Genomic DNA, 23022 nt, shown 5'->3' on the forward strand with positions numbered 1-23022 from the left:
GCAGCCCTCTCGCACCAAACTACGACGCCGGCACTCACCCGAGTGCCGGCGTCGTACGTTGTGATCCCACTCACAATTAGTCCAAAAGTGGCGTTACGTTTTGAAGTTAGCCTTACCTTACTTATAAAGTTCAGGGACATTAGGCCACAAACATGTGACGTTATTACTGGACTGGAGATTGACGTGAAGAAGAAGCTTTCGAGCTACCTGGGGGCACTGGCTGCGGGAGCGGCGCTTCTGACCACGACTGCGTGCGGCGGCAACGCCACCGCGACCCCCGCCGCCGAGGGAGCCAGCGTTACGGTGGAGCACGCCCAGGGCAGCACAGCCAACGTGCCGGTCAACCCGGAAAAGGTCTTCACGTTCGACCTCGGCGTCCTGGACACCCTCGATGCGCTCGGTGTGGAACCTGCGGGCGTTCCCGAGGCCAGCTACCCCGCGTCGCTCGCCAAGTACGCGGACGCGAAGTACGACAAAATCGGTTCGCTGAAGGAACCCGACTTTGAAGCCGTCAGCGCGGGCGCGCCGGACCTCATCATCATCTCCGGCCGAACCGCCGGAGCCTATGCGGAACTGAGCAAGATCGCCCCCACCATCGACCTGTCCATCGATGCGGCGAACCCTTTGGAAAGCTTCAAGGACCAGGCCAGGAAACTGGGCACCATCTTCAGCAAGTCAGCCGACGTGGATGCGAAGCTGGCCGCCGTTGACGCCACCATCACCGCAACCAAGGCCAAGGCTCCCAATGCCGGCAAGGGCCTCATCGTCCTGACTTCCGGCGGCGAAGTGACCGCCTACGGCGCCGGCTCCCGCTTCGGCATCATCCACGACGTCCTGGGCGTCCCCACTGCAGCTGACGTCAAGGCTGAGGGCAGCCACGGCGAGTCCGTGTCCTTCGAATACATCAAGCAGGTCAACCCCGACCTGCTCTACGTGATCAACCGCGACACCGCCATCGGCTCCGCCGCGGCTGCCGCCAACCCGGTCCTGGACAACGAGCTGGTCCGGTCCACCAACGCCGCAAAGAACAACAAGGTCATCAGCCTGGACCCCGCTGCCTGGTACATCGTTGGCTACGGCCTGAACAACGTCGGAGCGATGGTCAACGCCGTTGCCGATTCGGTGGCCTGAGCCCTCCGCCACTGACTGAGCCCTTAGAGACTGACCGAGCCATGGCAGCAACAACAGCGACAGCCACAGCAGTGGGGACCGCCGCACCGGTAAGCCACCGCCGGTCCCGCGAGTACGCGGGGCTGGCTGCGGCTGCCGCCGTTGTGCTGGCACTCGCCACCGTCAGCATGTTCGTCGGCGTCAGTGATGTGTCGTTGCCCGGCCTGCTCACGGGCGACCCGGCCGCCGTCGAGATCTTCTGGATATCCCGGGTCCCACGCACACTGGCCGTGATCCTCGCCGGAATGTCGGTGGCCGTAGCCGGGCTGACCATGCAGTTGATGGCCCGGAACCGTTTTGTGGAGCCCTCCACCGTGGGCACTGTCGAATCCGCCACCCTGGGCATCCTGGTGGTCACCGTCGCGATCCCGGCGGCGCCCATCCTGCTCCGGATGGGGGCGGCCAGTGTTTTCGCTGTCCTGGGCACGGCACTGTTCCTGGCTATCCTGCGGCGCCTGCCCACCCGGAACACGCTCCTGATCCCCCTGGTAGGCATCATGCTGGGCGGCGTCATTGGCGCCGTCACCACGTTTTTTGCCTACCGCTACGACCTGCTGCAAACCCTGAGCAACTGGATGATCGGCGATTTCTCCGGGGTGCTCCGCGGGCGCTATGAGCTGCTGTGGATTGTGGCTGCCCTAGTGCTCGTGGGGCTGCTGGCCGCCGACCGGTTCACCGTGGCCGGCATGGGGGAGGACTTCACCACCAACCTCGGCCTCAACTACAAGCGCACCATGCGGCTGGGACTGGTCATTGTCTCGCTGATCTCCGCAGTGGTGGTGACCACCGTGGGCGCTGTGCCCTTCCTCGGCCTGGTGGTGCCCAATATCGTCTCCCTCCTGTTCGGCGACAACCTGCGCCGCGCCGTGCCCTGGACTGCTCTCTTCGGGGCAGGATTTGTGCTGGTCTGCGACATCATCGGCCGCACCATCCGCTATCCGTACGAGGTTCCAGTGGGCATGGTGATGGCCGTGGTAGGAGCCATCCTGTTCCTCGTCCTGATCCTGAGGAAACGCAATGCCTGAAACTGCCGTATCCAACACGCCTAAGACGGCCACCCCGAAACCCGCCCCGTTCAAGCCCCTTGCACGCCTGCGAAACAGCATCCGGACTGCCCCGCCCAAGCTGGTGATAGGCATCCTGCTCGCCGCCACCGTTGCCGCCGTCGTGTTCTTCCTGTTCAGCGACCTCAAAGGCAACGTGGGCTACGTGCTTCCCCGCCGCGCCCTGAAGGTGGCCGCGATGCTGCTGGTGGCCGTGGCAGTGGGCGTTTCCACGCTGTTGTTCCAGACCGTCACGGCAAACCGGATCCTGACGCCCTCCATCATGGGTTTCGACTCGCTCTACATCCTGGTGCAGACGGCGCTCGTGTTCACGGTGAGTGCCGCGGCGGTCACAGCGGCGCCCGCAACGCTTCAGTTCGCCGTCGAGGTGGTGCTGATGGTTGCCTTCAGCGCGCTGCTGTACCGGTGGATGTTCACCGGCGCCACCCGTTCGCTGCACCTGCTGCTGCTGGTGGGCATCATCCTGGGCAGCCTCTTCCGGGGATTCTCCTCGCTGCTGCAGCGGCTCATGAACCCGAGCGAATTCATCATCCTGCAGGACCTCTTCTTCGCCAGCTTCAACAACGTGGATCCGGCGCTGCTGGGGGTCTCCGCCGTGATCATCGCCGCCGTCTGTGTGGGTGTGTGGCGGGCACGGCACACCCTGGACGTCCTGGCTCTGGGCCGCGAGCTGGCTATCAACGTGGGGGTGGACCACCGCCGCGTGGTCATGCGGATCCTGCTGGCGTGTTCCCTGCTGGTGGCCGTGTCAACCGCACTGGTGGGCCCGGTGACGTTTTTCGGACTGCTGGTGGTCAGCCTCGGCTACCAGCTCTGCCGCGGCTTCAACCACGCCCGGCTGCTCCCGATCGTGGTGCTGATCGGTGCCGTGGCTCTGGTGGGCGGACAGCTGATTCTTGAACGGGTCTTCGGTTTTGCCACCGCGCTGAGCGTCGTCATCGAGTTCGCCGGCGGCATCCTGTTTCTCTACCTACTCCTGAAAGGCTCGCTGAAATGATTGACGTCCGGAACGTCTCGAAAAGCTATGGCGGCCAGCAGGTCCTCGACGACGTCACTTGCGTGATTCCCCGCGGCGGCATCACGTCCATCATCGGGCCCAACGGCGCCGGCAAGTCCACGCTACTGTCGCTGATCAGCCGGCTTCAGCCCTTGGAAAGCGGTGCCGTGACCGTGGCGGGGCTGGACGTCGCGGCAACGCCCAGCCGTGACCTGGCCCGGACCATGGCGATCCTGCGCCAGGAGAACCACCTGACCATGCGGCTGACCGTCCGCGACCTGGTGGCGTTCGGCCGGTTCCCGCACTCGGGCGGCCGGCCCACCGTGGAGGACCTTTCCGCGGTGGAGGAATCCATCCGGCAGCTGGACCTGACGGCCATGGCGGACAAGTTCGTGGACGAGCTCTCCGGGGGCCAGCGGCAGCGCGCCTACATCGCCATGGTCCTGGCCCAGGACACCGAGTACCTACTCCTGGACGAGCCGCTGAACAACCTGGACATGAAGCACTCCGTGGAGATGATGCGCCTGCTGCGCCGGCTGGCCGACGAACTGGGCAAAACCATCGTCCTGGTGGTCCACGACATCAACTTCGCGTCCTGCTACTCGGACACCATCCTTGCCATGAAGAACGGCCGCCTCATCCACCAGGGAAGCCCGGCGCAGATCATGCAGGCCGCGATGCTGCACGACGTCTACGACATCGACATCCGGATCGAGGAGATCGACGGCAACCGCATCGGCGTCTACTTTGCGTGACCGACGCTCTCTCACCTAATGTGGCCTTTCCGCAACCCTGTTGCACTTAAACGCACGACGGCGGCACTCACCATGAGTGCCGCCGTCGTGGTCGTTTCTGGCTGAAGTGGTGGGCCTAGTCCATGGGCTGCGGACCGTCGATTGGTGCTGGCAGCCTTCGAGCGAGTGCTGTTTCGACGTGGCGCATGACCAGTGAGGCGGCGATCAGGGCGGCGGAAAACGGCAGGAAGAACAGGGTGACGAGCTGGAAAAGGGTCTGGAAGGCCGTACCCAGCGCCTGTGAGTAGGCCGGTCCAAACGTCAGCGACTGCATGATTTGGGGAGCAAGGATGACCGAGAAGGCGCCGATGGCACCCACGATGATGCCCGCCCGCAGAGTTTTCCGTGGCAATCCGGAGACCGCGTTGTGATCCATTCCAGACCCTCCCCCATTGAGTGACTTGTGCCAGCGCCGGCTCCTTAGCCAAACACGGGCCGGACCGGATCACAAGGAAACCCTTCCCGCCTACGCCGGAACCCGGCGGAACCCGGCGGAAAAGGCAAACCCTCCCCCATAGAAAAGTGAGGGAGGGTCGCCGAAAAACCCACATCAGGTGAGAACGGGTTCGGGGCTGGGGGTGGGGTGAGGGTGCGGGTCAGACCGTGGACGTGGCCGCGGCGGAGGTTTCGGCGTCGGCCATTGCCTTCCACTCGGCCACCCGGGCCTGGTGCAGCGGCGTCCTCCGGACCACGGCATACGCCACGCCCAGGACCGCGAACCACACCGGGGTTACCAGCAGTGCCGTCAGCGTGTCCGGCTGTGTGGTGAGCGCCCAAAGCAGGAAGGCGAAGAAGGCGAAGACCACCCACACCATCGGAATCCCGCCGGGCATCTTGAAGGCGGATGACTTCGCCAGTTCCGGCCGGCGCTTCCGGAAGGCCAGGTAGCTGGCCAGGATGATGGACCACACGAACATAAAGCAAACGGCGGAGACGGTGGTGACCATGTCGAACGCCACCCCTACGTCCTTGCCCGCGTAGAGCAGGGCAACGCCCGCGAGCAGCAGCACACAGGACAGGAACAGGGCGTTCTGCGGAACCTTGCGGCTTGAAAGGCGGCCGAAGAGCCTCGGGGCGTCGCCGTCCTGGGCCAGCCCAAACACCATGCGCGACGTGGAGTAGATGCCGGAGTTGGCGGAGGACATTGCGGACGTCAGGACCACAAGGTTGACCACCATGGCGGCCATGCCCAGGCCGGCCAGGGAGAACATGCCGATGAAGGGGCTGTGTCCGGCCTGGAACTCGGTCCACGGTGTGACGGACATCAGGATGATGAGGGCGCCTACGTAGAAGAGCATGACGCGCAGGGGAATGGCGTTGATCGCGCGGGGCAGGTTGTGCTCCGGGTTCTTGGTTTCGGCGGCGGCGGTGCCTACGAGCTCAATACCCACAAATGCGAAGACGGCGATCTGGAAGCCCGCCACGAAGCCCATGAACTCCTTGGGAAAGAATCCGCCATGGCTCCACAGGTTGGTGAAGCTTGCCGTGCCGGCGTTGGAGGTGAAGCCGGTGAAGATCATCACCAGGCCAACGACGATCAGGGCCACGATGGCAACAATCTTGATGAGGGCGAACCAGAACTCAGTCTCACCGAACGCCTTGACGGTGGGCAGGTTGAGCAGCAGCAGGATGACGATGGTGGCGACGCCGGGGATCCACAGCTGGACGCCGGGCCACAGCTCGTTGGCGTACCCGGCGATCGCAATCACGTCGGCGACGCCCGTCACCACCCAGCAGAACCAGTAGGTCCAGCCGGTGAAGAATCCCGCCCACGGGCCCAGGAGGTCGCCGGCGAAGTCGCTGAAGGACTTGTAGTTCAGGTTGGAGAGCAGCAGCTGGCCCATGGCGCGCATAACGAAGAACAGCATGAAGCCGATGATCATGTACACAAAGATCACGGAGGGGCCGGCCACCGAAATGGTCTTGCCGGAGCCCATAAACAGGCCGGTGCCAATCGCGCCGCCGATGGCCAGGAGCTGGATGTGCCGGTTGCTCAGCGAGCGTGAAAGGTGGGGCTCGCTGTCCCGGCTGGAGGCAGTTCTCTGCCCCGTGGTTGTCTGGTCAGACATGTGCAAAATCCTTCGGATGGTCCGCCGGTAAGGGTGACGGCGGTTACAAAATCAGCGTTACCACCGTATACCGGTGCCTATGGAATGCTGGTGGCGTGACCCGGACCCCAGATGCGCCCACCCTCTTGTTGACCGCCGACGTCGACGGCGGGACTTTCCGCCTACGCCTCGCGTCACCTACCGACCTGCCTGCCATTGTTGCCCTGCTGGCAGATGATGCCATGGGCGCCGCCCGTGAAGTGGGAGAAGATATGGCACCTTACGAGCAGGCCTACGCAGCGATCGACGCCGACCCGTCCCATCTGCTGATCGTCGGGGAGGTGGTGCCGCCCGGGACAGCAGCCGGTCCCGTGGTGGCGACTTTCCAGTTGAGTTTCCTGCCCGGCATCTCCCGCCAGGGCGCCTGGCGCTCGCAGATCGAAGCCGTCCGCGTGGCTGGGAGTCTCCGAGGCCAAGGCATCGGGAACCTGATGGTGCGGTGGGCAATCGACGAGTCCCGGCGTCGTGGTTGCACACTGATGCAACTGACCACGCACAAGTCCCGGACGGCCGCCCACCGGTTCTACGAGCGTCTGGGCTTTGACGCGAGCCACGAGGGCATGAAGCTCACGCTCTGAAAGGTGAGAGAGCGTTGGGAACGCGGTGGCTGCAGTGCCTCGGCTCTGGCTGCCTCTTGACGGTAAGGGGTGCCCGGCGTAGACAAGGCCCTATCTATCCATTCGCGGTCCGCCCTCGTAGGTGGCCTGCACGACAAAGGAGTCGTTATGGCGGTTGCAATAATCATGGAGTTTGAGGGCACCAACCTTGACCACTATGACCAGGTCAACAGGTTGATGGGACTAACCCCGGGCGGACCCGGCCCTGATGGATCCCTCTCCCATTGGGCAACGATGACGGAGAAGGGCCTGCTGGTCACGGACGTTTGGGAGAGCCGGGAGAAGTTCGATGCCTTTGCCCGGGACAAGATGGGCCCGCTCACCGCGGAGGCCGGTTTCGCCGGGCCGCCGAAGATGACTTTCCATGAGGTTCACAATTACTTCACCGCCGGCAACGGCGCCTGAAATCGATCTTCCGACGGCGCGTGGCTGCTTGAGGCGGCCACAGGCACCGGCGTCGGCTCAGGCGTGGACTAAGCCTTCTTCGATCCCTTCGGCACAAACAGCGTCTCCGCCTGCTCCAGTGACATGCCGTTGGTCTCCGGCACCTTGAACATGACAAAGAAGAACGACGCCGCGGCGAACAGCGCGTACATGGCGTAAGTCAGCGGCAGCGACGCGGCGGCCATGACGGGGAAGCTCAGGGTGATGGCAAAGTTGGCCACCCATTGGGCGGCCGCGGCCAGGCCAAGGGCGCGGGCGCGGATCCGGGACGGGAAAATCTCACCGAGCAGGACCCACACCAAGGGCCCCCAGGAGGCGCCGAAGCTGATCACAAAGACGTTGGCCGCCACGAGCGCAATCGGACCCCAGGCCCCGGGCAGCGAGATTTCCGCGCCGGAACCCACGGCCGAGGAGAAGGCCAGGGCCATGGTGCCCAGCGAGACCGCCATGCCGATGGACCCGGCGAGGAGAATGGGGCGGCGGCCGATCCGGTCCACCAGGGCGATGGCTACCAGGGTCACCAGGATGTTGGTGATGGACGTGGCCACGGAGATGGTGAGCGAGTCCTTCTCCTGGAAACCCACGGCCTTCCACAGGGTGGTGGAGTAGTAGAAGATCACGTTGATGCCCACGAACTGCTGCAGGACGGAGAGGATGATGCCCACCCAGACCACCGCCTGCAGGCCCAACGCCTTGCCGCGGAGCGAGCCCTTCTGGCCGGCCAGTTTGTCCTCTTCGATGGCGTCCTGGATCTCGCGGATGTGCCGGTCGGTGTCCTCGGACGGGGCGATGGAGTCGAAGACTTTCCGGGCCTCCTCTTCCTTGCCCTGGAACAGGAGGAACCGCGGGGATTCGGGGAGCGTGTAGGCGATCACGCCGTAAACCACGGCAGGAACAGCGGCGGCGAGGAACATCCAACGCCAGGCTTCCATGCCCAGCCAGAACGACTGGTCCGCGCCGCCGGCACTGGTGGCAAAGAGTGCATCGGACATCAGCGCGGCGAAGATACCCGTGGTGATGGCCAGCTGCTGCAGCGAGGCCAGGCGGCCACGGACCTGCCGCGGGGAAATCTCGGAAATGTAGGCCGGCGCGATCACCGATGCCAGGCCAATGCCCAGGCCGCCCACCAGGCGCCAGAAGATCAGGTCCCAAACGCCGAACGCGAAGCCCGTCCCGATCGCACTGATCAGGAACAGCAAAGCACCGATCTTCATCGCGGGGATGCGGCCGTAACGGTCGGCGACCTTGCCGGCGAGGAAGGCGCCGGCGGCGCAGCCCAACAGGGCGATGGCCACGGCGAAGCCGGTAACAGCCTCGGAGAGCGCGAACTCGTTCTTGATGGCATCCACGGCGCCGTTCACCACGGAGGAGTCGAAGCCGAACAGGAAGCCGCCCACCGCGCCTGCGAGTGCCAGCCAGATCACCCGCTGCGGTATTTTGGCGGTTGTCTGCTCCTTGGCGGTGGGCATGATGCTCCCTCGGCTTGGGGGTGGGTGGCTGGGGTGCGGACGTCGTCGGCTGCGGTACCGGCCGAAATGGCCGGGGTGCACGTGCCAGTGTGGCACGCCACCGCCCAACGTTCCACTCAGAAACCCATGCGGGGCCGTACAAAAGACGACGACGGCGGGCGGCCCGCCGTCGTCGTCCTCAGTTCCGGAACCGGGGGCTGAGTGCGCCGGACTTAGTGGGCTGCCACCGCAGCTGCGTCTGCCCGCGGGGCAGCTTTCGGATCCGTCAGCTTCTTCTTCGGCAGCGCGAAGCTGATGAGGAATGCGATGCCGGTGAGAACGGCGGCGGTGATCATGACCGCGTCGATCGCGCCGGCGAAGCCCTCAGTGATGGGACGGGTGAGCACGCTGTTGGCGGAGTGGAGCCAGCTGGTGTCATTGAGCGAATCGTTCGAGGCGCCGTTCTGGAAGAACGCGTACAGCTTGGCGTTGGCAGGGTCCGCGGCCACGGCCGGGTCCTTGAGAACGGCCTGGTAGTCGGCGCTGGACATGGCCGACTTCATGCCGTCCGCAATCCGGCTTGCCGCCACGCTGAACAACATGGAGATGAACACGGCCGTACCCACCGCACCGCCCATGGACCGGAAGAAGGCTGCGGACGAGGTGCCCACGCCCATGTCTTTCGGCGGCACGGAAACCTGCATGGCCAAAGTAAGCGGCTGCATGCAGAAACCCAGTCCCATGCCAAAGAACACCGCGATCACGCCCGGAACCCAGAGACCGGTGTCCACCCCGAGGGACAGGCCCATGGTCACGGCGGCAACGGTCAGGATGCCCGTGCCCAGGATGGGGAAGATCCGGTACGTGCCCGACGCCGAGATGGTGCGTCCGGCGGTAATGGAACCCGTCAGAATGCCTACGGTAAACGTGATCATCATGAGCCCCGCCTCCGTGGGCGTCAGTCCCTTGACCAGCTGGAGGTACATCGGGAGCATGGCGATCGCACCGAACATCCCGATGCCGATGATGAAGTTCAGCAGCGAGGAGAGCCCGAACGTAGTGTTTCGGAAGAGTCGAAGCGGGATCAGGGCGTAGTCCCCGGCGCGCTTCTCGGCCAGCAGGAACCAGGCGATGCCCACCACGCCCAAGCCATAGCAGAGGAAGGAGTTCAGGGATGTCCAGCCCCAGCTGCGTCCCTGCTCGGCAACCAGAAGCAGCGGCACGATGGCGAGTGTGATGGCCGCCGCGCCCCAGTAGTCGATCTTCTGCTTCATGTGCTTCGCCGGCAGGTGCAGGAACAGGAACACCACTGTCAGGGCGGCCAGCCCAATGGGCAGGTTGATGAAGAACACCCAGCGCCAGCCGTCAAAGCCCAGGATGTTGGCGGAACCGGCGAACGCGCCGCCCACCACGGGGCCCAGGACCGAGGAGATGCCGAACACCGACATGAAGTAGCCCTGGTATTTGGCCCGGTCCTTCAGGGACACAATGTCGCCGATGATGGTCAGCGCGAGGGCCAGCAGGCCGCCGGCGCCCAGGCCCTGGACGCCGCGGGCGATGGCCAGTTCCGTCATCGAGTGCACGGAGCCGGCGTACAGCGACCCGGCCAGGAAGATCACGATTGCGGTCAGGTACAGCGGGCGGCGGCCGAAAATGTCGCTCAGCTTGCCGTAGAGCGGTGTGCTCACAGTGGACGTGATCAGGTAGGCCGTCGTGGCCCAGGCCTGGAGGGACAGGCCGTCGAGGTCGTTGGCGATGGTGTAGATCGAGGTGGACACGATGGTCTGGTCAAGGGATGCCAGGAACATGCCCAGCATCAGACCCACCATCACGGTGACGACCTGACGCTGCGTCAGGGTTTCGCCGGCGGCACGCACAGCGGAAGTTTTGGACATGGCTTCTCCAAGGAAGAAAAAGGGGTGATTAAGCTTGATAGTTGCTTTCAGTAACTATGTTACTTCCCTGATTGTTCCCGGGAGCCCAATATTTCCTGTCCGGCCTCATCGAGAGGCGGGATCCCGGCGCTAACCCGGCGCCGAAACGCCGAGATCCCGCCTCTCGTTGCCGGGGATTAGCGTTCCACGAGGATGCCGTCCGGATCGCACCAGACGGTGACGCCGGAACGGAAAGTTACGCCGTCGATCACCACGTCCACATCAACCTCGCCCGCGTTGGCCTTGGTGCTCTTGCGCGGATTGCTGCCCAGCGCCTTAACGCCGAGATCCATCCCCGCGATCGCCTCGCGGTCGCGGATGGCACCGTTAATGACGACGCCGGCCCACCCATTGGCGACGGCGCTGCCGGCAATCATGTCCCCCATCAGGGCTGTGCCCAGGGAGCCGCCGCCGTCCACCACCAGCACCGCACCGTTGCCCGGCGTGGCCAGCGTGGACTTCACCAGGCCGTTGTCCTGGAAGCACCGGATGGTCCGGACCGGGCCGCTGAAATGGGAACGGCCGCCCAGGGACTGGAACTGGAGGGACACGGATGCGAGTTCATCGCCGCGCTCGTCGTACAGGTCGGCGGTATTGACGGTCTGGTTGGGGCTTGGTGCGGGTGCGTTCATTGCATCTCCAAGTGTCCGGTGGGTCGTGTTCGGGGCGCCCCGCTGCCCGCGTGCGACATATGACAAGCGGGGCGATGAAGCCCACGATAGTCTGATTTTCAGCATCACCAACCGTTCCAGGGGGAACCTGCCATGAGCCTGCCCGACACACCCGCTGCACCGGATCCCGGCCCGGCGACGGATCCGGGCACGGCCTCGGGTCCCAGCCCTGCGTTGGTTCCCGGCTCTTCATCAAAACCCACCGCAGAAGTGGAGCTTTCGACGGCGGCGCTCGATGAGCCGACCACGAAGGTCACCGCGCGCTGGGTCACCGGGCTGGTGCTGGTCAATGTTGGCATCAATGCCGCGTTCTTCGGGCCGATCAACATCTTTATCGCCGAGCAAGCCATTGGCATCGACGAAACCAACAAGGAAGCCATCGCCTCCCTCGTCCTTGGGTGCGGCGCCGCCGTATCCCTGGTGGCCAATCCGCTGTCCGGGGCGTTGTCCGACCGGACGGTCTCGGGTTTCGGCCGGCGTTCCCCCTGGGTCCTGGCCGGCGCCATCCTGGCAGTCGCTGCTTTGCTGGCGATGTCCGGCGCTACCTCCGTTGCCCTTATGGTCCTGTTCTGGTGCCTGGTCCAGTTGGGCGCCAACGCTGCCTATGCCGCCATCACTGCCGCCGTCCCGGACCGGGTGCCGGTGCTGCAGCGCGGCGGCGTGGGGGGACTGGCGGCCTTGGGCCAGACGGCGGGCATTCTTCTGGGCGCGGTCTTCGGTGCGGTGGTGTCCGGGAACTACATGGTGGGCTACACCATGTGTGCGGCCGCCCTGCTGTTCGCGGTGCTGCCGTACCTCCTCCACCGGAATGACCCGCCGCTGCCCAGGGAGCTTCGGCCGCCGTTCTCGTGGGGCAGCTTCCTGCGCGGATTCTGGATCAGCCCGTCCCGCCACCCGGACTTCGCCTGGGCGTGGCTCACACGTTTCCTGGTCAACGTCTGCAACCAGCTGACCATTGTGTACCTGCTCTTCTTCCTCCGGGACGTCCTCAAACACGAGAACCCGGCGGTGGGAGTCCTGACCCTGACCGGCATTTACGCAGTGATGGTGATGATTACCGCGGTGATCGCGGGGCCGTGGAGCGACCGGGTGGGCAAGCGCAAGCCCTTCGTCATCGCCTCCTCCGTCATGATCGCCATGGCGGGCCTGACGATGGCGTTCTTCCCGGTGTGGACCGGCGCCCTGGTGGGGGCCGCTATCCTGGGCATCGGCTTCGGCGCCTACCTCGCCGTGGACTTCGCCCTGCTGACCCAGGTGCTGCCGCAGGCCGCGGACCGGGGCAAGGATATGGGGGTCATCAACGTTGCCGCCTCGCTGCCGCAGGTGTTCGCGACCGGCGTCGCATTCCTCGCGGTGACGCACCTCGGCGGCTACGTCACGCTGTTCACCACGGCGGCTGTCCTTGGACTGCTGGGCGCGGTGTTCGTGGTCAAGATCAAGAGCGTTGCCTGAGGCGCATTCCTGGAGTGGCGTATAGTTGAGCCGGACTGCAGGGCGGCCCGGGATGGGGATCCACCGGCCGCTGCACCGTAAATTCACTACCCCGGAATGCTGATGCCCGAGACCCTTCCCGACCATCCGCCCATGGCCGCCCGGCCCGCCACTCCACGCCAGAGGCTGCGCTATGCACGCGTCCTCGAATCCGCAGGAGGGTTTGCCCGCAAGGGGCTGGAGTCCGTGGACCTCGCGGAAATCTCGGAAAAATCCGGCGTTCCGCTGGGCACCGTTTACCGGTATTTCCCGTCGCCCACCCACCTCATGCTGTCCCTGTACCGCCAACAGCTGGATGAGCTCCAGGCGAGGGTTCGCACCTCGGCGGCCAGCTTCGGCGGCCGGGCCCTCACTGGCGTGGTCATGGAGATCTTCCACATGCGCGTCATGCAGCCGGCGGTCGAACAATGCCTGACCCGCAGTGTGTACCTCAAGGGCAAGGACACCACTGAGCTCCTGCAGGAGATCGACGATCTGAGCGAAAGGGCGGTAGCCGTCGCTTCCGACGACGCCGTGGCGGCCCGGGTGCTCCTGCTGACGGTCACTGGTCTGGTCCAGTCCGTCCGCAACCGCCGCCTGTCCCTGTTCGAGGCCGAAGAAGACCTGAAGAAGGCCTGTACCCTGCTTGCTCCGGTGGCGCCGAACGCCCGGGCCGCCCACCGATCGGCGTAACTGGTCTAGACCAGTAACCCAATAAATACGTCTTTATGGCGTGATGTGGATCACAATTTGTCGTGCTAAATCGATTTGGCACGGCTCGATGGCTGCTTTACGACCGTTTGCGCCCACGGACGCTGTTTACTATTGCAGTACCGGAGTGGCTGGCAACCCGCAGCTGCAAGGACTTCACCCCGGACCCGGTCACCCTTGGGTCCGCGAAGTGCCGAACCCCACCATCTTGAGCCTCCCTGCGCTTGAGCCATTCTGTGCCGTGGCCCCACGGCTAGCCCCAGGAGACAACGAAGTGTCCATTGACGCAATCGCACCGACCGACAATTCAGCAGCCACAGCCCTGACCGAAGCTGAGATCTTCGATGCCCACCAGGGCGGCAAACTTTCGGTCACCAGCACTGTCCCGCTGTCCAACAAGCGCGACCTTTCCATCGCCTACACCCCCGGTGTGGCCGACGTTAGCCGTGCCATCCACAACAACCCGGAGCTCGCCAAGACCCTTACCTGGGCGCAGCGCCTGGTGGTTGTGGTCAGCGACGGCACCGCGGTGCTTGGCCTGGGCAACATCGGCGCCAGCGCATCACTGCCCGTGATGGAGGGCAAGTCCGCCCTCTTCAAGACCTTCGGCGAACTGGATTCCATTCCCCTGGTCCTGAACACCACGGACGTTGACGAGATCGTGGAAACCCTGGTGCGGCTCCGTCCCAGCTTCGGCGCCGTGAACCTCGAGGACATCTCCGCCCCGCGCTGCTTCGAGCTGGAAGAGAAGCTCATCGAGGCGCTGGACTGCCCGGTCATGCACGATGACCAGCACGGCACCGCCGTGGTGGTCCTCGCCGCCCTGACGAACGCAGCCAAGGTTACCGGCCGTGAACTCGCCGGCCTCCGCGTAGTGGTTTCCGGAGCGGGTGCAGCAGGCATCGCAGTCGCCGAAATCCTGCTCGCCGCAGGGATCCAGGACGTTGTCCTGCTCGACTCCAAGGGAGTCATCAACCGTGACCGGGCGGACATCGCCGCCGGCCCGCAGAGCAAGAAATCGGAGATGGCACAGCGCAGCAACCCCCGCGGCGTCACCGGCGGACCGGGCGAAGCGCTGCTCGGCGCGGACGTGTTTATCGGGGTGTCCTCCTCCAAACTGGACGAGGCCCACTTGAAGCTGATGAACGCCGACTCCATCGTGTTCGCACTCTCCAACCCGGACCCCGAAGTCCTCCCCGAAGTGGCTTCCAAGTACGCCGCCGTGGTGGCCACGGGCCGCAGCGATTTCCCGAACCAGATCAATAACGTGCTGGCCTTCCCCGGCATCTTCCGCGGCGCCCTGGACGCCGGCGCCCGCCGGATCACGCCCGCCATGAAGCTTGCCGCGGCACGCGCCATCGCGGAGCTGGCCGAAGAAGACCTGTCCGTGGACTACATCGTGCCCAGCCCGCTGGACCCGCGCGTTGCCCCGGCGGTAACTGCCGCCGTCGCCGCCGCCGTGGAAGCTGAGTAACCTCCGCAGCCACACACTGCCATAACGCCCGACGGCGGTGCCTCCTTCTCGAAGCGATGGCACCGCCGTCGGGCGTTAAGCGGGAGTGCCAGCCGGGACGGTTAGGCAGTTCGGGTGCAAGGGGCAGTACCTGCCGGCGCGCCCGGGCCACCCTAAACTGGGGCTCATGAACTCCGAAACCGTTGTAAGCATCCTCTGCGGCGTTGCCATCCTGGTGGGAGTCGCCGGCACCATCATCCCGGTGCTGCCGGGCAGCCTCCTGATCGGCCTCAGCCTGCTGGCGTGGGCGATCTGGGGTGGAGCCGGGGCGTTGGGCTGGGTGATCTTCGCGGTGGGAATGGTCTTTGTGGTCGCCGGCATGTCGGCCAGCGCCGTGCTGACCGGCCGGAAGCTCAAGCAGCACGGCATTCCCAACCGGAGTGTGGTGGTCGGCCTGATTGCAGGCGTGATCGGTATGTTCATCGTTCCCGTTGTGGGGCTCTTCGTTGGCTTCGCCGCCGGCCTGCTGCTCAGTGAGCTGCGCCGTACCCGTCAGATCCGGACCGCAACCACCACCAGCTGGGCCGCCTTGAAAGCCACCGGCCTGGGCATGCTCACGGAGTTCGGCCTGGCCTGCCTGGCCGCCAGCACCTGGGTGATCGGACTGTGGATTGCGGCTGCCACATAGCACTGCCACGTAGGCGACAACACCGGGCTGCCACGTAGCATGGAGAGATGACCTTGGGGGATGCCAGAGGACCGATCTACCGGGATACCCGTGACCTGACGCCGTTCGGGAACATCCAGCTGCAGACCCCCGTCCGGGAACTCGCGGGCAGCGTGGGCGGGCTGATCCATGGTGTGCTGGGTGGCCGGGACGCGGCGCTCCTGGCGGTGGACGGCGAGGTCCCCAGGCTCAGGCGGATGCCGGGCAAGGCGGTCAGGGCAGTCCATGACGCCATCTTCACCAGTAAGGAACCCGAACGGCTGATCGTCCTGGGCCGCACCTACCCCGGCTGGGCCGGGCTCTGTTCCGTCATTGCGGGCCTTCTGGCGTACCAGCACGGCGGCTACCTGCGCGCTTCCGAGCTTCTCCAGCGGGGCCTGTCCATCAAGAACGACGACGACGCCAACCAGTACGCGGCCACGTACCTGACGCGTGTGGTCACCCGGGTGGAGGTCGCCGAACGCATAGTAGTCCCCGTGCTGTTCGGCCAGGAATCCGTCTTCCTGGCGCTGTCGCATTCCTTGCGGGAAACGGGCCAGCTGGAAGCTGCGCTGCAGACGGTAACCGGGTTGCCGCCGTCGTTGCCGTCAGCCCTGGCACGCTGCGCGCTGGCGTTCGCGCTGGGGCGGGACAAGGAAGTAGTGATCTGGACTGAGGGGCTGCTGAATTCCGATGACCTGTCGGCCGCGTTGCTGCTGCTCCGCGGCCGTGCGTTGCGGCGGCTTGGCGCCCACTCGAAGGCGCAGGAGGCGCTCCAGGAGGTGCTCCGCCGCCGTAAGACGGACCCCGTGCTCCGCAATGATGCCCTGACGGACCGCGCCCTGATGGTGCTGGACAACGGCCGGCGGTCCCTCAACCCGCGGGACTGGCTCCGGGGACGGCCGGCGGAGCTGGAAACCTTCGAAGTGATCCGCAAGGACGTGGACGAGCGCAGGCTGTGGGAGCAGGAGTGGGAAAACCTGGACGGAAAATAGTCTTCGGGCCGCGGGCGCCTTGTGGGGCTACCGGCGCCGGGGTACAACGGAGGCATGAACGACGCAGCCAGGTCCTGGATGGAAAAGTACGTCGCGGCTTGGGCCAGCAATGACCCCGGCGACATCCGGGCGCTGTTCACCGAGGAAGCCGTCTACGCCACCCGGCCGCAGGACAAGGATCCGTGGCGGGGGCGCGAGCAGATTGTGGAGCGCTGGCTGACGGCGCGGGACGACCCCGACGAATGGACCTTCGACTGGACCCTGTTGGGTGCGGACGATGGGCTGGCCTTTGTGCAAGGCTTTACGCATTATCTGGGGGACCGGCCCAGCTATGACAATCTGTGGGTGATCCGGCTGGAGCCTGACGGGCGGGCGTCCCAGTTCACCGAATGGTTTATGGAGCGCAGCGTCTAGGACGGCAACTACTACGCCTGGTGCGTGAATCCGGCGACCAACGGGACAACTTGCTCCGCCAGGAGCCCTGCGCCCAGGAGGACCATGATGATGCCGCTGGCCAGCGTGACTGCACGGGCGGCTCCGGGTCGGGAGTGGAGGAGTTTGCGGGCCAGTAGTGCCACACAGGTGTAGACCGTTCCGGCCAGCAGGACAAACGTCAGGCCCAGCAGCCCGGATTGGACGGGCAGCGGGAGGGTGGCTTCCGGGCTGACGAACTGCGGCACCAGCGCCACGTAGAAGAGCAGGCCTTTGGGGTTGATGCCGCTGGTGCCCATGCCCTGGAGGAACGTGCGGAGCTGGTTGGCGGGCTTCCCGGTGGCGTCTGCCGCGCTGAAGGAGGCTCCGCGCCAGGAGCGGAGGGTGCTGATGCCCAGCCACAGGAGGTATCCGGCCCCGGCCACGGTGAGCCAGCCGAGGAGACCAGGCATTCCGGACAGCAGGGCCGCCAGGCCCACCACCATCAGCAGGGTGTGCAGGACATAGCCGCCGCAAAGTCCGGCCACGGCCGGAACAAAGCTGCGCTGCCGCAGGCCGGCACTGATGGAATATGCCCAGTCCACGCCGGGCGTGCACGCGAGGGCGGCAGCCACCAGCACGAAGGCGAGAAACAACTGGGGGTTCATGGCGGGCTCCTGTCCGATGGCTACAGGACAAAGCCTATGAACTTTGCGGCCATAAGTGCTTACCTATTTCGCCCCGACTGGCGCCCGATGGGTAAGATTATTGCGTGATTGACCATATCGACAGAAACATTTTGCGCTACCTCAAAGAGGACGGCCGAATGACTGCCACGGCACTGGCCGCCAAGGTGGGTTTGACGGTGGCGCCCTGCCACCGGAGGCTGCGTGACCTGGAGGCTTCGGGAGTGATCCGCGGCTACAAGGCGGACATCGATCCGGCCGCCGTCGGACTGGGGTTCGAGGCGATCGTGTTTGTAACTCTGCGCCAGGTGGACCGCTCCACGATGGAGATCTTTGAAAACCGTGTGGCGGATACGCCCAACATTGTGGAGGCACAGCGGCTCTTCGGTTCCCCGGACTATCTGCTGAAGGTCATTGCCGAGGACCTGCCGGCCTATCAGCGGTTCTACGACGCGGAGCTGACCTCGCTGCCGGGGGTGGAGCGGCTGACGTCTACCCTGGTGATGAAGAACCTCAAATCCAACGCCGGTCCGCCGGTCTAGTCCTTCAGCAGCCCTGTGGTCCTGTAGGGGATGACCTCGCGCAGGAACATGCTGGTTGACGTGCGGACGATCCCCGGGCAGAGGCGGATTTCCTCTGACACGCGGTAAAGGTCGTCCGGACTTGTTGCCACTACCCGGATCAGCAGGTCGGTGTCGCCGGCGGGGGCGTGGCACTCGAGGACCTCGGGGATCTCGCGGAGGGCGGCGATGGCTTCGTTGAGATGGCTTTGGTCCAGCTCGGCGCTCACTGCGGCTGCCACCCCGCGGCCAAGGGCGGAGGGCAGGACGCGGCTGCTGTTGGGGCGGAGCGCGCCCCACGCTGTCATCCGCTCCAGGCGGGACTGTACGGTTCCGCGCGCGAGGCCCAGCCGTTGGGCCAGGACCATGATCGGAACGCGCGGATCCTCGTCCAGAGCATTGAGGATCCGCTTGTCCGTGCTGTCCAATTCCTGCAATCTGATCATTTCCTGTCCTGGTTGGCGGCCGGAGTTAGGCAGTCTGACTAGTGATTGTTGTACCGGTTGTGCCAACTGTAAGGTGTCTGCTCAAATGGTGGCAACAAAGCAGGAAATTGGCTACCGCCCACCCCCGCTGGCTTACAGGCTCACCGGTACACCACCCGGACCCTGGACACCGCCTCCCGCAAGGAGGCCGCCGCTGATGACACTTGTTCACACCACGGTCATTCTGCAAACACGGCAAGAGCCCCTGAACTCCCGGGCGTCGGATCCTTCGGCGTCATCGGTAGCTGAGGGGCTCTTGTGTTGTCCGGCCTACTGCAACGCGGAATCACTTCCGGCCCGATGGGAGCCCCGGATCGTGCGCTAAGTGACCCCGCGTTGTCCCTGTGCGTAGGGTTGATTTATGACTCGTGCCGGGCGCTTCGCCCCCAGCCCCTCCGGTGAACTCCATGTTGGCAATCTCCGCACCGCCGTTCTTGCGTGGCTGTTCGCCCGTTCCACGGGCCGGGACTTCCTGCTTCGCGTTGAGGACCTGGACCGGGCACGTGCCGGTGCGGAGGCTGAGCAGCTCCGCGATCTGGCAGCCATCGGCGTGACGTGGGACGGCGCCGTCGTCCGCCAGACAGACCGCGGGGCGGTGTACGACGAAGCCATTGACCAGCTAACCGCTGCGGGCCTGACGTACGAGTGCTTCTGCACGCGCCGCGAAATCCAGGAGGCGCCATCAGCCCCGCACGCGCCGCAGGGTGCCTATCCGGGCACGTGCCGCAACCTTGACCCGGCAGAGCTGGCGTACAAGCGTTCCACGCGGCCTGCCGCCATCAGGCTCCGGGCAGACGTCACGGAATACACCGTTCACGACGTCCTGTGCGGGGAGTTCACCGGCGTTGTGGATGACTTCGTCTTGCGCCGCAACGACGGCGTGACCGCCTATAACCTGGCAGTCGTGGTGGACGACGCCGCCCAAGGAATAGATCAGGTGGTGCGCGGCGACGATCTCCTGCCGTCCACTCCACGGCAGGCATATCTCTCCTCGCTGCTGCATATGCCGGTTCCGGAATATGCACACGTGCCCTTAGTGGTGAATTCCGACGGCGCCCGGCTGGCCAAGCGCGACGGCGCCGTTACGCTGTCCGACCTCGCGCTCGCTGGCGCTACGGTGGCCGATGTCCGGGACCGCATCCTCCAGTCCGTGAACCTGCAAGCCGGAACGCTGGAACAAGCGCTTGCCGCATTCCGGCCCGCCCGTCTTCCCCGCGGGCCGTGGGTTTGGACTGGCATGCAGGGGCCTTGCCGCTGACCAATCAACCCTGGCCAGCGGAGAGCTTCCGAAGATCGTTCTTCCGGATTTTCCCGCTGGCAGTGCGAGGCATTTCGTCCACGAACACCACTGACTTGGGAATCTTGTAACGGGCCAGCCGGCCCTCAAGATGCGTGCGCAGCTCGGACTCGGTGAGCTGGGCGCCCTCCCGGAGCAGCACCACAGCCCGCGGAACTTCGCCCCATTTCTCGTCAGACACGCCGATGACGGCCACGCTGCCCACTGCCTCCAGTTCGGTGATGGCCTGCTCCACCTCAGCCGGATAGATGTTTTCGCCGCCGGAGATGATCATGTCCTTGAGCCGGTCGGACACGAACACGAAGCCTTCATCGTCCTTGTAGCCCATGTCGCCGGACTTGAACCAGCCGCCCGGCTCATAGGATTCTTCCGTGGCTGCGGGCCGGTTCCAGTATTCGTGGATCACGTTGGGGCCCTTGATCTGGATTTCGCCCACGGTTCCGGGCGCCGCGATCCCGGCCATCGGGTCGGCGATCCGCACGTCGGTGAAGAAGTGCGGAAGCCCGGCGGAGCCGGCCTTGTCGCGGGACCGCGATGCGGGGAGGACCGTTGCCGCCGGCGCCGTCTCGGTCATGCCGTAGCCGTTGCCGATCTGGAGGCCCCGGGACTCGTACGCGTCGAGAACCCGCATGGGGACGGCGGATCCGCCGCAGGTGAGCTTGTTCAGCGAGCTGAGATCCGTGGTTGCCCACGCGGGGTGTTCGCAGATGAGCTGATAGGTGGTCGGGACCCCGCTCATCGTCGTGACGCTGTACTGCTTGATCAGTCCTAGGATCCGGCCCGGGTCAAACCTGGATTCGAGGATGACCGTTCCACCCTTGAGGAGCGTCGGCAGGACGCCCATGTCCAGTGACGCCACGTGGAACATCGGTGAAATCATCAGCGCCACGTCCTGCGAGGAAAAATCGAAGTCCACGATCACGTTGATGCAGTTCCAGGTGACGTTGCCGTGGGTCAGCAGGGCGCCCTTTGGACGGCCCGTCGTGCCCGAGGTGTAGAGGATCATGGCTCCGTCGTCCAGGCCCACCGGTTCATCGATCTGCTGGTCCGTGCCGGAGGCCACCACATCGTCGAAGCCTTCGACCGCCGTCGGCCCCTGGCCGCTGCCTGCCGGCGCGGGGCTGTCTGCCGGAATTGGGCTGCCCGCGCCGGCATCGTTGACAACGACGAGCCTCGCCACGGCGGTGCCAGCCGCGCCGCGGGCCGCGAGGTCGCCCAGGGTGTGCGCGTGGATCAGGGCCACGGCCCCGCTGTCCTGCAGCTGGAACTGGATCTCGGGCGGCGCCAGCCGGGTGTTGAGCGGGACGAAGACGGCGCCCAGGGTGCCGCAGGCAAAGAGGGTTTCCAGGAAGGACGGGTGGTTCTCGCCCAGGTAGGCCACCCGGTCCCCCTTTGCGACGCCGCGGTCCCGCAGGGCGTTGGCCAGCCGGAGGCTCCGGTCCGCGAACTGTGCGTAGCTGAGTTCCCGGCCTCCGCTAATCAGGGCGGTCTTGCTGCCGGACTTCGGGCGGCGACGTTGCAGCCACGAGCCGATGCCAAAATTCTCCACGGCGAATCCTTTCTACTGTGAGGTTAGCCCGCCGGACGGGACCCAATGAAGGGTCAGGCCCGGACGGTCTGGAGGTCGTTGTTCTTGGGCTCCCGGGTGAGCAGGATGAACACAATGGACACCACGGACATGACGGCCAGATACGTCACCACCGATGATGTGTTCTGCCCGGAATCCTTGAAGATCTGGGCCACGATGCCTGGTGTGAAGCCGGCCCCGAGGAGCGTGGCCAGCTGATAGCCCAGGGAGGCCCCGGTGTAGCGGGACGTGGTGCCGAACTGCTCCGAGACGAAGGCCGCCAAGGGCCCGAACAGGGTGGAGTGGATCATCAGGCCGATGGCGAACGCCACGAAGATCAGCACGATGTTGTTCGAGGACAGCAGCGAGAACATGGGGATCAGGTAGATGATGAACACCACCAAGCCGCCGATCATCACGGGGCGCCGGCCCAGTTTGTCGGAGAGCTTTCCGCCCATGATGACAAACACGATGGACAGGGCTGAGGCTGCGGCAAAGGCGTACAGCACACCTTGCCGGTCCGCGCCCTTCGAGACGGCGTAAGTCACAGAGAATGTTGCCAGGACAACTTGCAGGGCGAAGCCCGCTGCCCCGGCTAGCATGGTGAAGATCAGTGTCTTGGGACGGCGCAGCACCAGCAGCAGGGGGATATCCCGCTTGGCAGTTATGCCCGCCCGCATGGCGTCTCGCTCCGCCCGGGCCTTCTCGGCCTTTTCCTGTTCCAGGGCAGCTTTGAAGATGGGGCTCTCTGAAACCTTCAGCCGGACGAACATGCCAACGCCCAGCAGGACGAAGGAGAGCAGGAACGGCACGCGCCAGCCCCAGCTGAGGAACTGGTCATTGGGCAGGGCCGAGAAGGCGCCCATGGCGAGCGTGCCGAGGACGGCGCCGGTGGGAGCGCCGGCGTTCACGAAGGATGCAGCGAATCCACGCTTGCCGGATTCAGAATGCTCCAGCGCCATCAGGGCGGCGCCGCCCCACTCGCCACCCACGGCAATGCCCTGGACGACGCGGAGGACCACCAGCAGCACGGCGCCCCAAGGTCCGGCCACGGAGGCATCCGGGACCATGCCGATGAGCGTGGACGCGATGCCCATCATCAACATGGAGATGATCAGCATATTCTTGCGGCCAAGCTTGTCACCGAAGTGGCCGAAGATGATTCCGCCGATGGGGCGGGCTACGTAGCCGGCAGCAAAGGTGCCGTAGGCGGCCACAACGCCCACCCAGTCGTCCATTCCGCTGAAGAATACTTTGGGGAAGACGACGGCGGCTGCGGTGGCATACAGGAGGAAATCGTAGTACTCGATGGTGCTGCCCAGGTAGCTGGAGGCGATGACTGTGCGCGCTTCCTTGCGACGCTCGGCGGTGCCCATAGCTTGAAGCTGGTTGAGTCCTGACATGGCTGGTCCTTTTGAAGGCGGAAGAGAGGGG

23 protein-coding genes are annotated in these 23022 nt (G+C 65.1%); 14 read left to right on the forward strand and 9 right to left on the reverse strand.

Going from position 1 to position 23022, the window contains the following annotated elements; all coding sequences use genetic code 11:
- Positions 1-183: 183 nt before the first annotated feature.
- The 4 genes from AC1DIM_RS13895 to AC1DIM_RS13910 are packed head-to-tail and all read left to right on the forward strand — an operon-like array spanning position 184 to position 3986.
- A complete protein-coding gene (locus AC1DIM_RS13895) occupies positions 184-1131 on the forward strand; it encodes a siderophore ABC transporter substrate-binding protein (RefSeq protein ID WP_477711085.1) in 948 nt (315 codons plus the stop codon).
- Positions 1132-1172: 41 nt separating this feature from the next.
- The gene (locus AC1DIM_RS13900) at positions 1173-2195 is read left to right on the forward strand and encodes an ABC transporter permease (RefSeq protein ID WP_477711086.1); all 1023 of its coding nucleotides are present in this window, start codon (positions 1173-1175) and stop codon (positions 2193-2195) included.
- On the forward strand, positions 2188-3231 hold the full coding sequence (locus tag AC1DIM_RS13905) for an iron chelate uptake ABC transporter family permease subunit (protein ID WP_477711087.1): 1044 nt from the start codon (positions 2188-2190) through the stop codon (positions 3229-3231). The genes AC1DIM_RS13900 and AC1DIM_RS13905 overlap by 8 nt, the downstream gene beginning before the upstream one ends.
- On the forward strand, positions 3228-3986 hold the full coding sequence (locus AC1DIM_RS13910; protein WP_477711088.1) for an iron ABC transporter ATP-binding protein: 759 nt from the start codon (positions 3228-3230) through the stop codon (positions 3984-3986). Before AC1DIM_RS13905 ends, AC1DIM_RS13910 begins: the two co-directional genes overlap by 4 nt.
- Before the next feature lie 115 nt (positions 3987-4101).
- Here the strand turns inward: AC1DIM_RS13910 and AC1DIM_RS13915 are convergent, their stop codons facing one another.
- Together AC1DIM_RS13915 and AC1DIM_RS13920 are read right to left on the reverse strand one after the other, a co-directional pair.
- A complete protein-coding gene (locus AC1DIM_RS13915; protein WP_477711089.1) occupies positions 4102-4401 on the reverse strand; it encodes a hypothetical protein in 300 nt (99 codons plus the stop codon).
- Between the two features lie 220 nt (positions 4402-4621).
- A complete protein-coding gene (locus AC1DIM_RS13920; RefSeq protein ID WP_477711090.1) occupies positions 4622-6094 on the reverse strand; it encodes an amino acid permease in 1473 nt (490 codons plus the stop codon).
- Between the two features lie 95 nt (positions 6095-6189).
- Here AC1DIM_RS13920 and AC1DIM_RS13925 point away from each other — a divergent pair, with 95 nt between their 5' ends.
- Positions 6190-6711, forward strand: a complete 522-nt coding sequence (locus AC1DIM_RS13925) for an N-acetyltransferase family protein (protein WP_477711091.1) — start codon at positions 6190-6192, stop codon at positions 6709-6711.
- A 147-nt stretch (positions 6712-6858) separates the two neighbouring features.
- Positions 6859-7155 (forward strand): hypothetical protein, encoded by a 297-nt coding sequence (locus tag AC1DIM_RS13930; RefSeq protein WP_477711092.1) that lies wholly within the window; start codon positions 6859-6861, stop codon positions 7153-7155.
- Between the two features lie 68 nt (positions 7156-7223).
- On the opposite strand, the gene AC1DIM_RS13935 is transcribed toward AC1DIM_RS13930, so the two are convergent.
- The 3 genes from AC1DIM_RS13935 to rraA all read right to left on the reverse strand — a co-directional run bounded on the left by AC1DIM_RS13935 (position 7224) and on the right by rraA (position 11208).
- The gene (locus AC1DIM_RS13935; protein WP_477711093.1) at positions 7224-8663 is read right to left on the reverse strand and encodes a sugar porter family MFS transporter; all 1440 of its coding nucleotides are present in this window, start codon (positions 8661-8663) and stop codon (positions 7224-7226) included.
- Between the two features lie 212 nt (positions 8664-8875).
- Positions 8876-10537, reverse strand: coding sequence for an MDR family MFS transporter (locus tag AC1DIM_RS13940; RefSeq protein ID WP_477711094.1), 1662 nt, complete (start codon positions 10535-10537; stop codon positions 8876-8878).
- Positions 10538-10713: 176 nt separating this feature from the next.
- On the reverse strand, positions 10714-11208 hold the full coding sequence (gene rraA, locus AC1DIM_RS13945) for a ribonuclease E activity regulator RraA (protein ID WP_477711095.1): 495 nt from the start codon (positions 11206-11208) through the stop codon (positions 10714-10716).
- A gap of 132 nt (positions 11209-11340) precedes the next feature.
- Here rraA and AC1DIM_RS13950 point away from each other — a divergent pair, with 132 nt between their 5' ends.
- The 6 genes from AC1DIM_RS13950 to AC1DIM_RS13975 all read left to right on the forward strand — a co-directional run bounded on the left by AC1DIM_RS13950 (position 11341) and on the right by AC1DIM_RS13975 (position 16996).
- Positions 11341-12699 carry an MFS transporter gene (locus AC1DIM_RS13950; RefSeq protein ID WP_477711096.1) on the forward strand — a complete coding sequence of 453 codons (1359 nt, stop codon included), beginning with the start codon at positions 11341-11343 and terminating at the stop codon, positions 12697-12699.
- Positions 12700-12801: 102 nt separating this feature from the next.
- Positions 12802-13410 (forward strand): TetR/AcrR family transcriptional regulator, encoded by a 609-nt coding sequence (locus AC1DIM_RS13955; RefSeq protein WP_477711097.1) that lies wholly within the window; start codon positions 12802-12804, stop codon positions 13408-13410.
- Positions 13411-13702: 292 nt separating this feature from the next.
- On the forward strand, positions 13703-14902 hold the full coding sequence (locus AC1DIM_RS13960; RefSeq protein WP_477711098.1) for an NAD(P)-dependent malic enzyme: 1200 nt from the start codon (positions 13703-13705) through the stop codon (positions 14900-14902).
- A 166-nt stretch (positions 14903-15068) separates the two neighbouring features.
- Positions 15069-15569: a DUF456 domain-containing protein gene (locus AC1DIM_RS13965; RefSeq protein WP_477711099.1), complete on the forward strand. Its 501-nt coding sequence runs from the start codon at positions 15069-15071 to the stop codon at positions 15567-15569.
- Between the two features lie 47 nt (positions 15570-15616).
- Positions 15617-16582 carry a hypothetical protein gene (locus tag AC1DIM_RS13970; RefSeq protein ID WP_477711100.1) on the forward strand — a complete coding sequence of 322 codons (966 nt, stop codon included), beginning with the start codon at positions 15617-15619 and terminating at the stop codon, positions 16580-16582.
- A gap of 54 nt (positions 16583-16636) precedes the next feature.
- Positions 16637-16996, forward strand: coding sequence for a nuclear transport factor 2 family protein (locus tag AC1DIM_RS13975; protein WP_477711101.1), 360 nt, complete (start codon positions 16637-16639; stop codon positions 16994-16996).
- 11 nt (positions 16997-17007) lie between these two features.
- Here AC1DIM_RS13975 and AC1DIM_RS13980 read toward each other — a convergent pair whose 3' ends face one another.
- A complete protein-coding gene (locus tag AC1DIM_RS13980; protein WP_477711102.1) occupies positions 17008-17661 on the reverse strand; it encodes a LysE family translocator in 654 nt (217 codons plus the stop codon).
- Between the two features lie 104 nt (positions 17662-17765).
- Between AC1DIM_RS13980 and AC1DIM_RS13985 the strand changes: the two genes are divergently transcribed.
- On the forward strand, positions 17766-18221 hold the full coding sequence (locus tag AC1DIM_RS13985) for an Lrp/AsnC family transcriptional regulator (protein WP_477711103.1): 456 nt from the start codon (positions 17766-17768) through the stop codon (positions 18219-18221).
- Here AC1DIM_RS13985 and AC1DIM_RS13990 read toward each other — a convergent pair.
- Positions 18218-18685 (reverse strand): Lrp/AsnC family transcriptional regulator, encoded by a 468-nt coding sequence (locus AC1DIM_RS13990; RefSeq protein WP_477711104.1) that lies wholly within the window; start codon positions 18683-18685, stop codon positions 18218-18220. The two genes, AC1DIM_RS13985 and AC1DIM_RS13990, sit on opposite strands and share 4 nt — an antisense overlap.
- A gap of 400 nt (positions 18686-19085) precedes the next feature.
- On the opposite strand from AC1DIM_RS13990, the gene gluQRS reads away from it, so the two are divergent.
- Entirely contained in the window at positions 19086-19982 is an 897-nt protein-coding gene (gene gluQRS, locus AC1DIM_RS13995; protein ID WP_477711105.1) for a tRNA glutamyl-Q(34) synthetase GluQRS, read from the forward strand.
- 4 nt (positions 19983-19986) lie between these two features.
- Here the strand turns inward: gluQRS and AC1DIM_RS14000 are convergent, their stop codons facing one another.
- Positions 19987-21570, reverse strand: coding sequence for an acyl-CoA synthetase (locus AC1DIM_RS14000; protein ID WP_477711106.1), 1584 nt, complete (start codon positions 21568-21570; stop codon positions 19987-19989).
- Between the two features lie 53 nt (positions 21571-21623).
- Positions 21624-22991 carry an MFS transporter gene (locus AC1DIM_RS14005; RefSeq protein ID WP_477711107.1) on the reverse strand — a complete coding sequence of 456 codons (1368 nt, stop codon included), beginning with the start codon at positions 22989-22991 and terminating at the stop codon, positions 21624-21626.
- Positions 22992-23022 lie beyond the last annotated feature (31 nt).

The organism is Pseudarthrobacter sp. 01T43 (assembly GCF_056398665.1).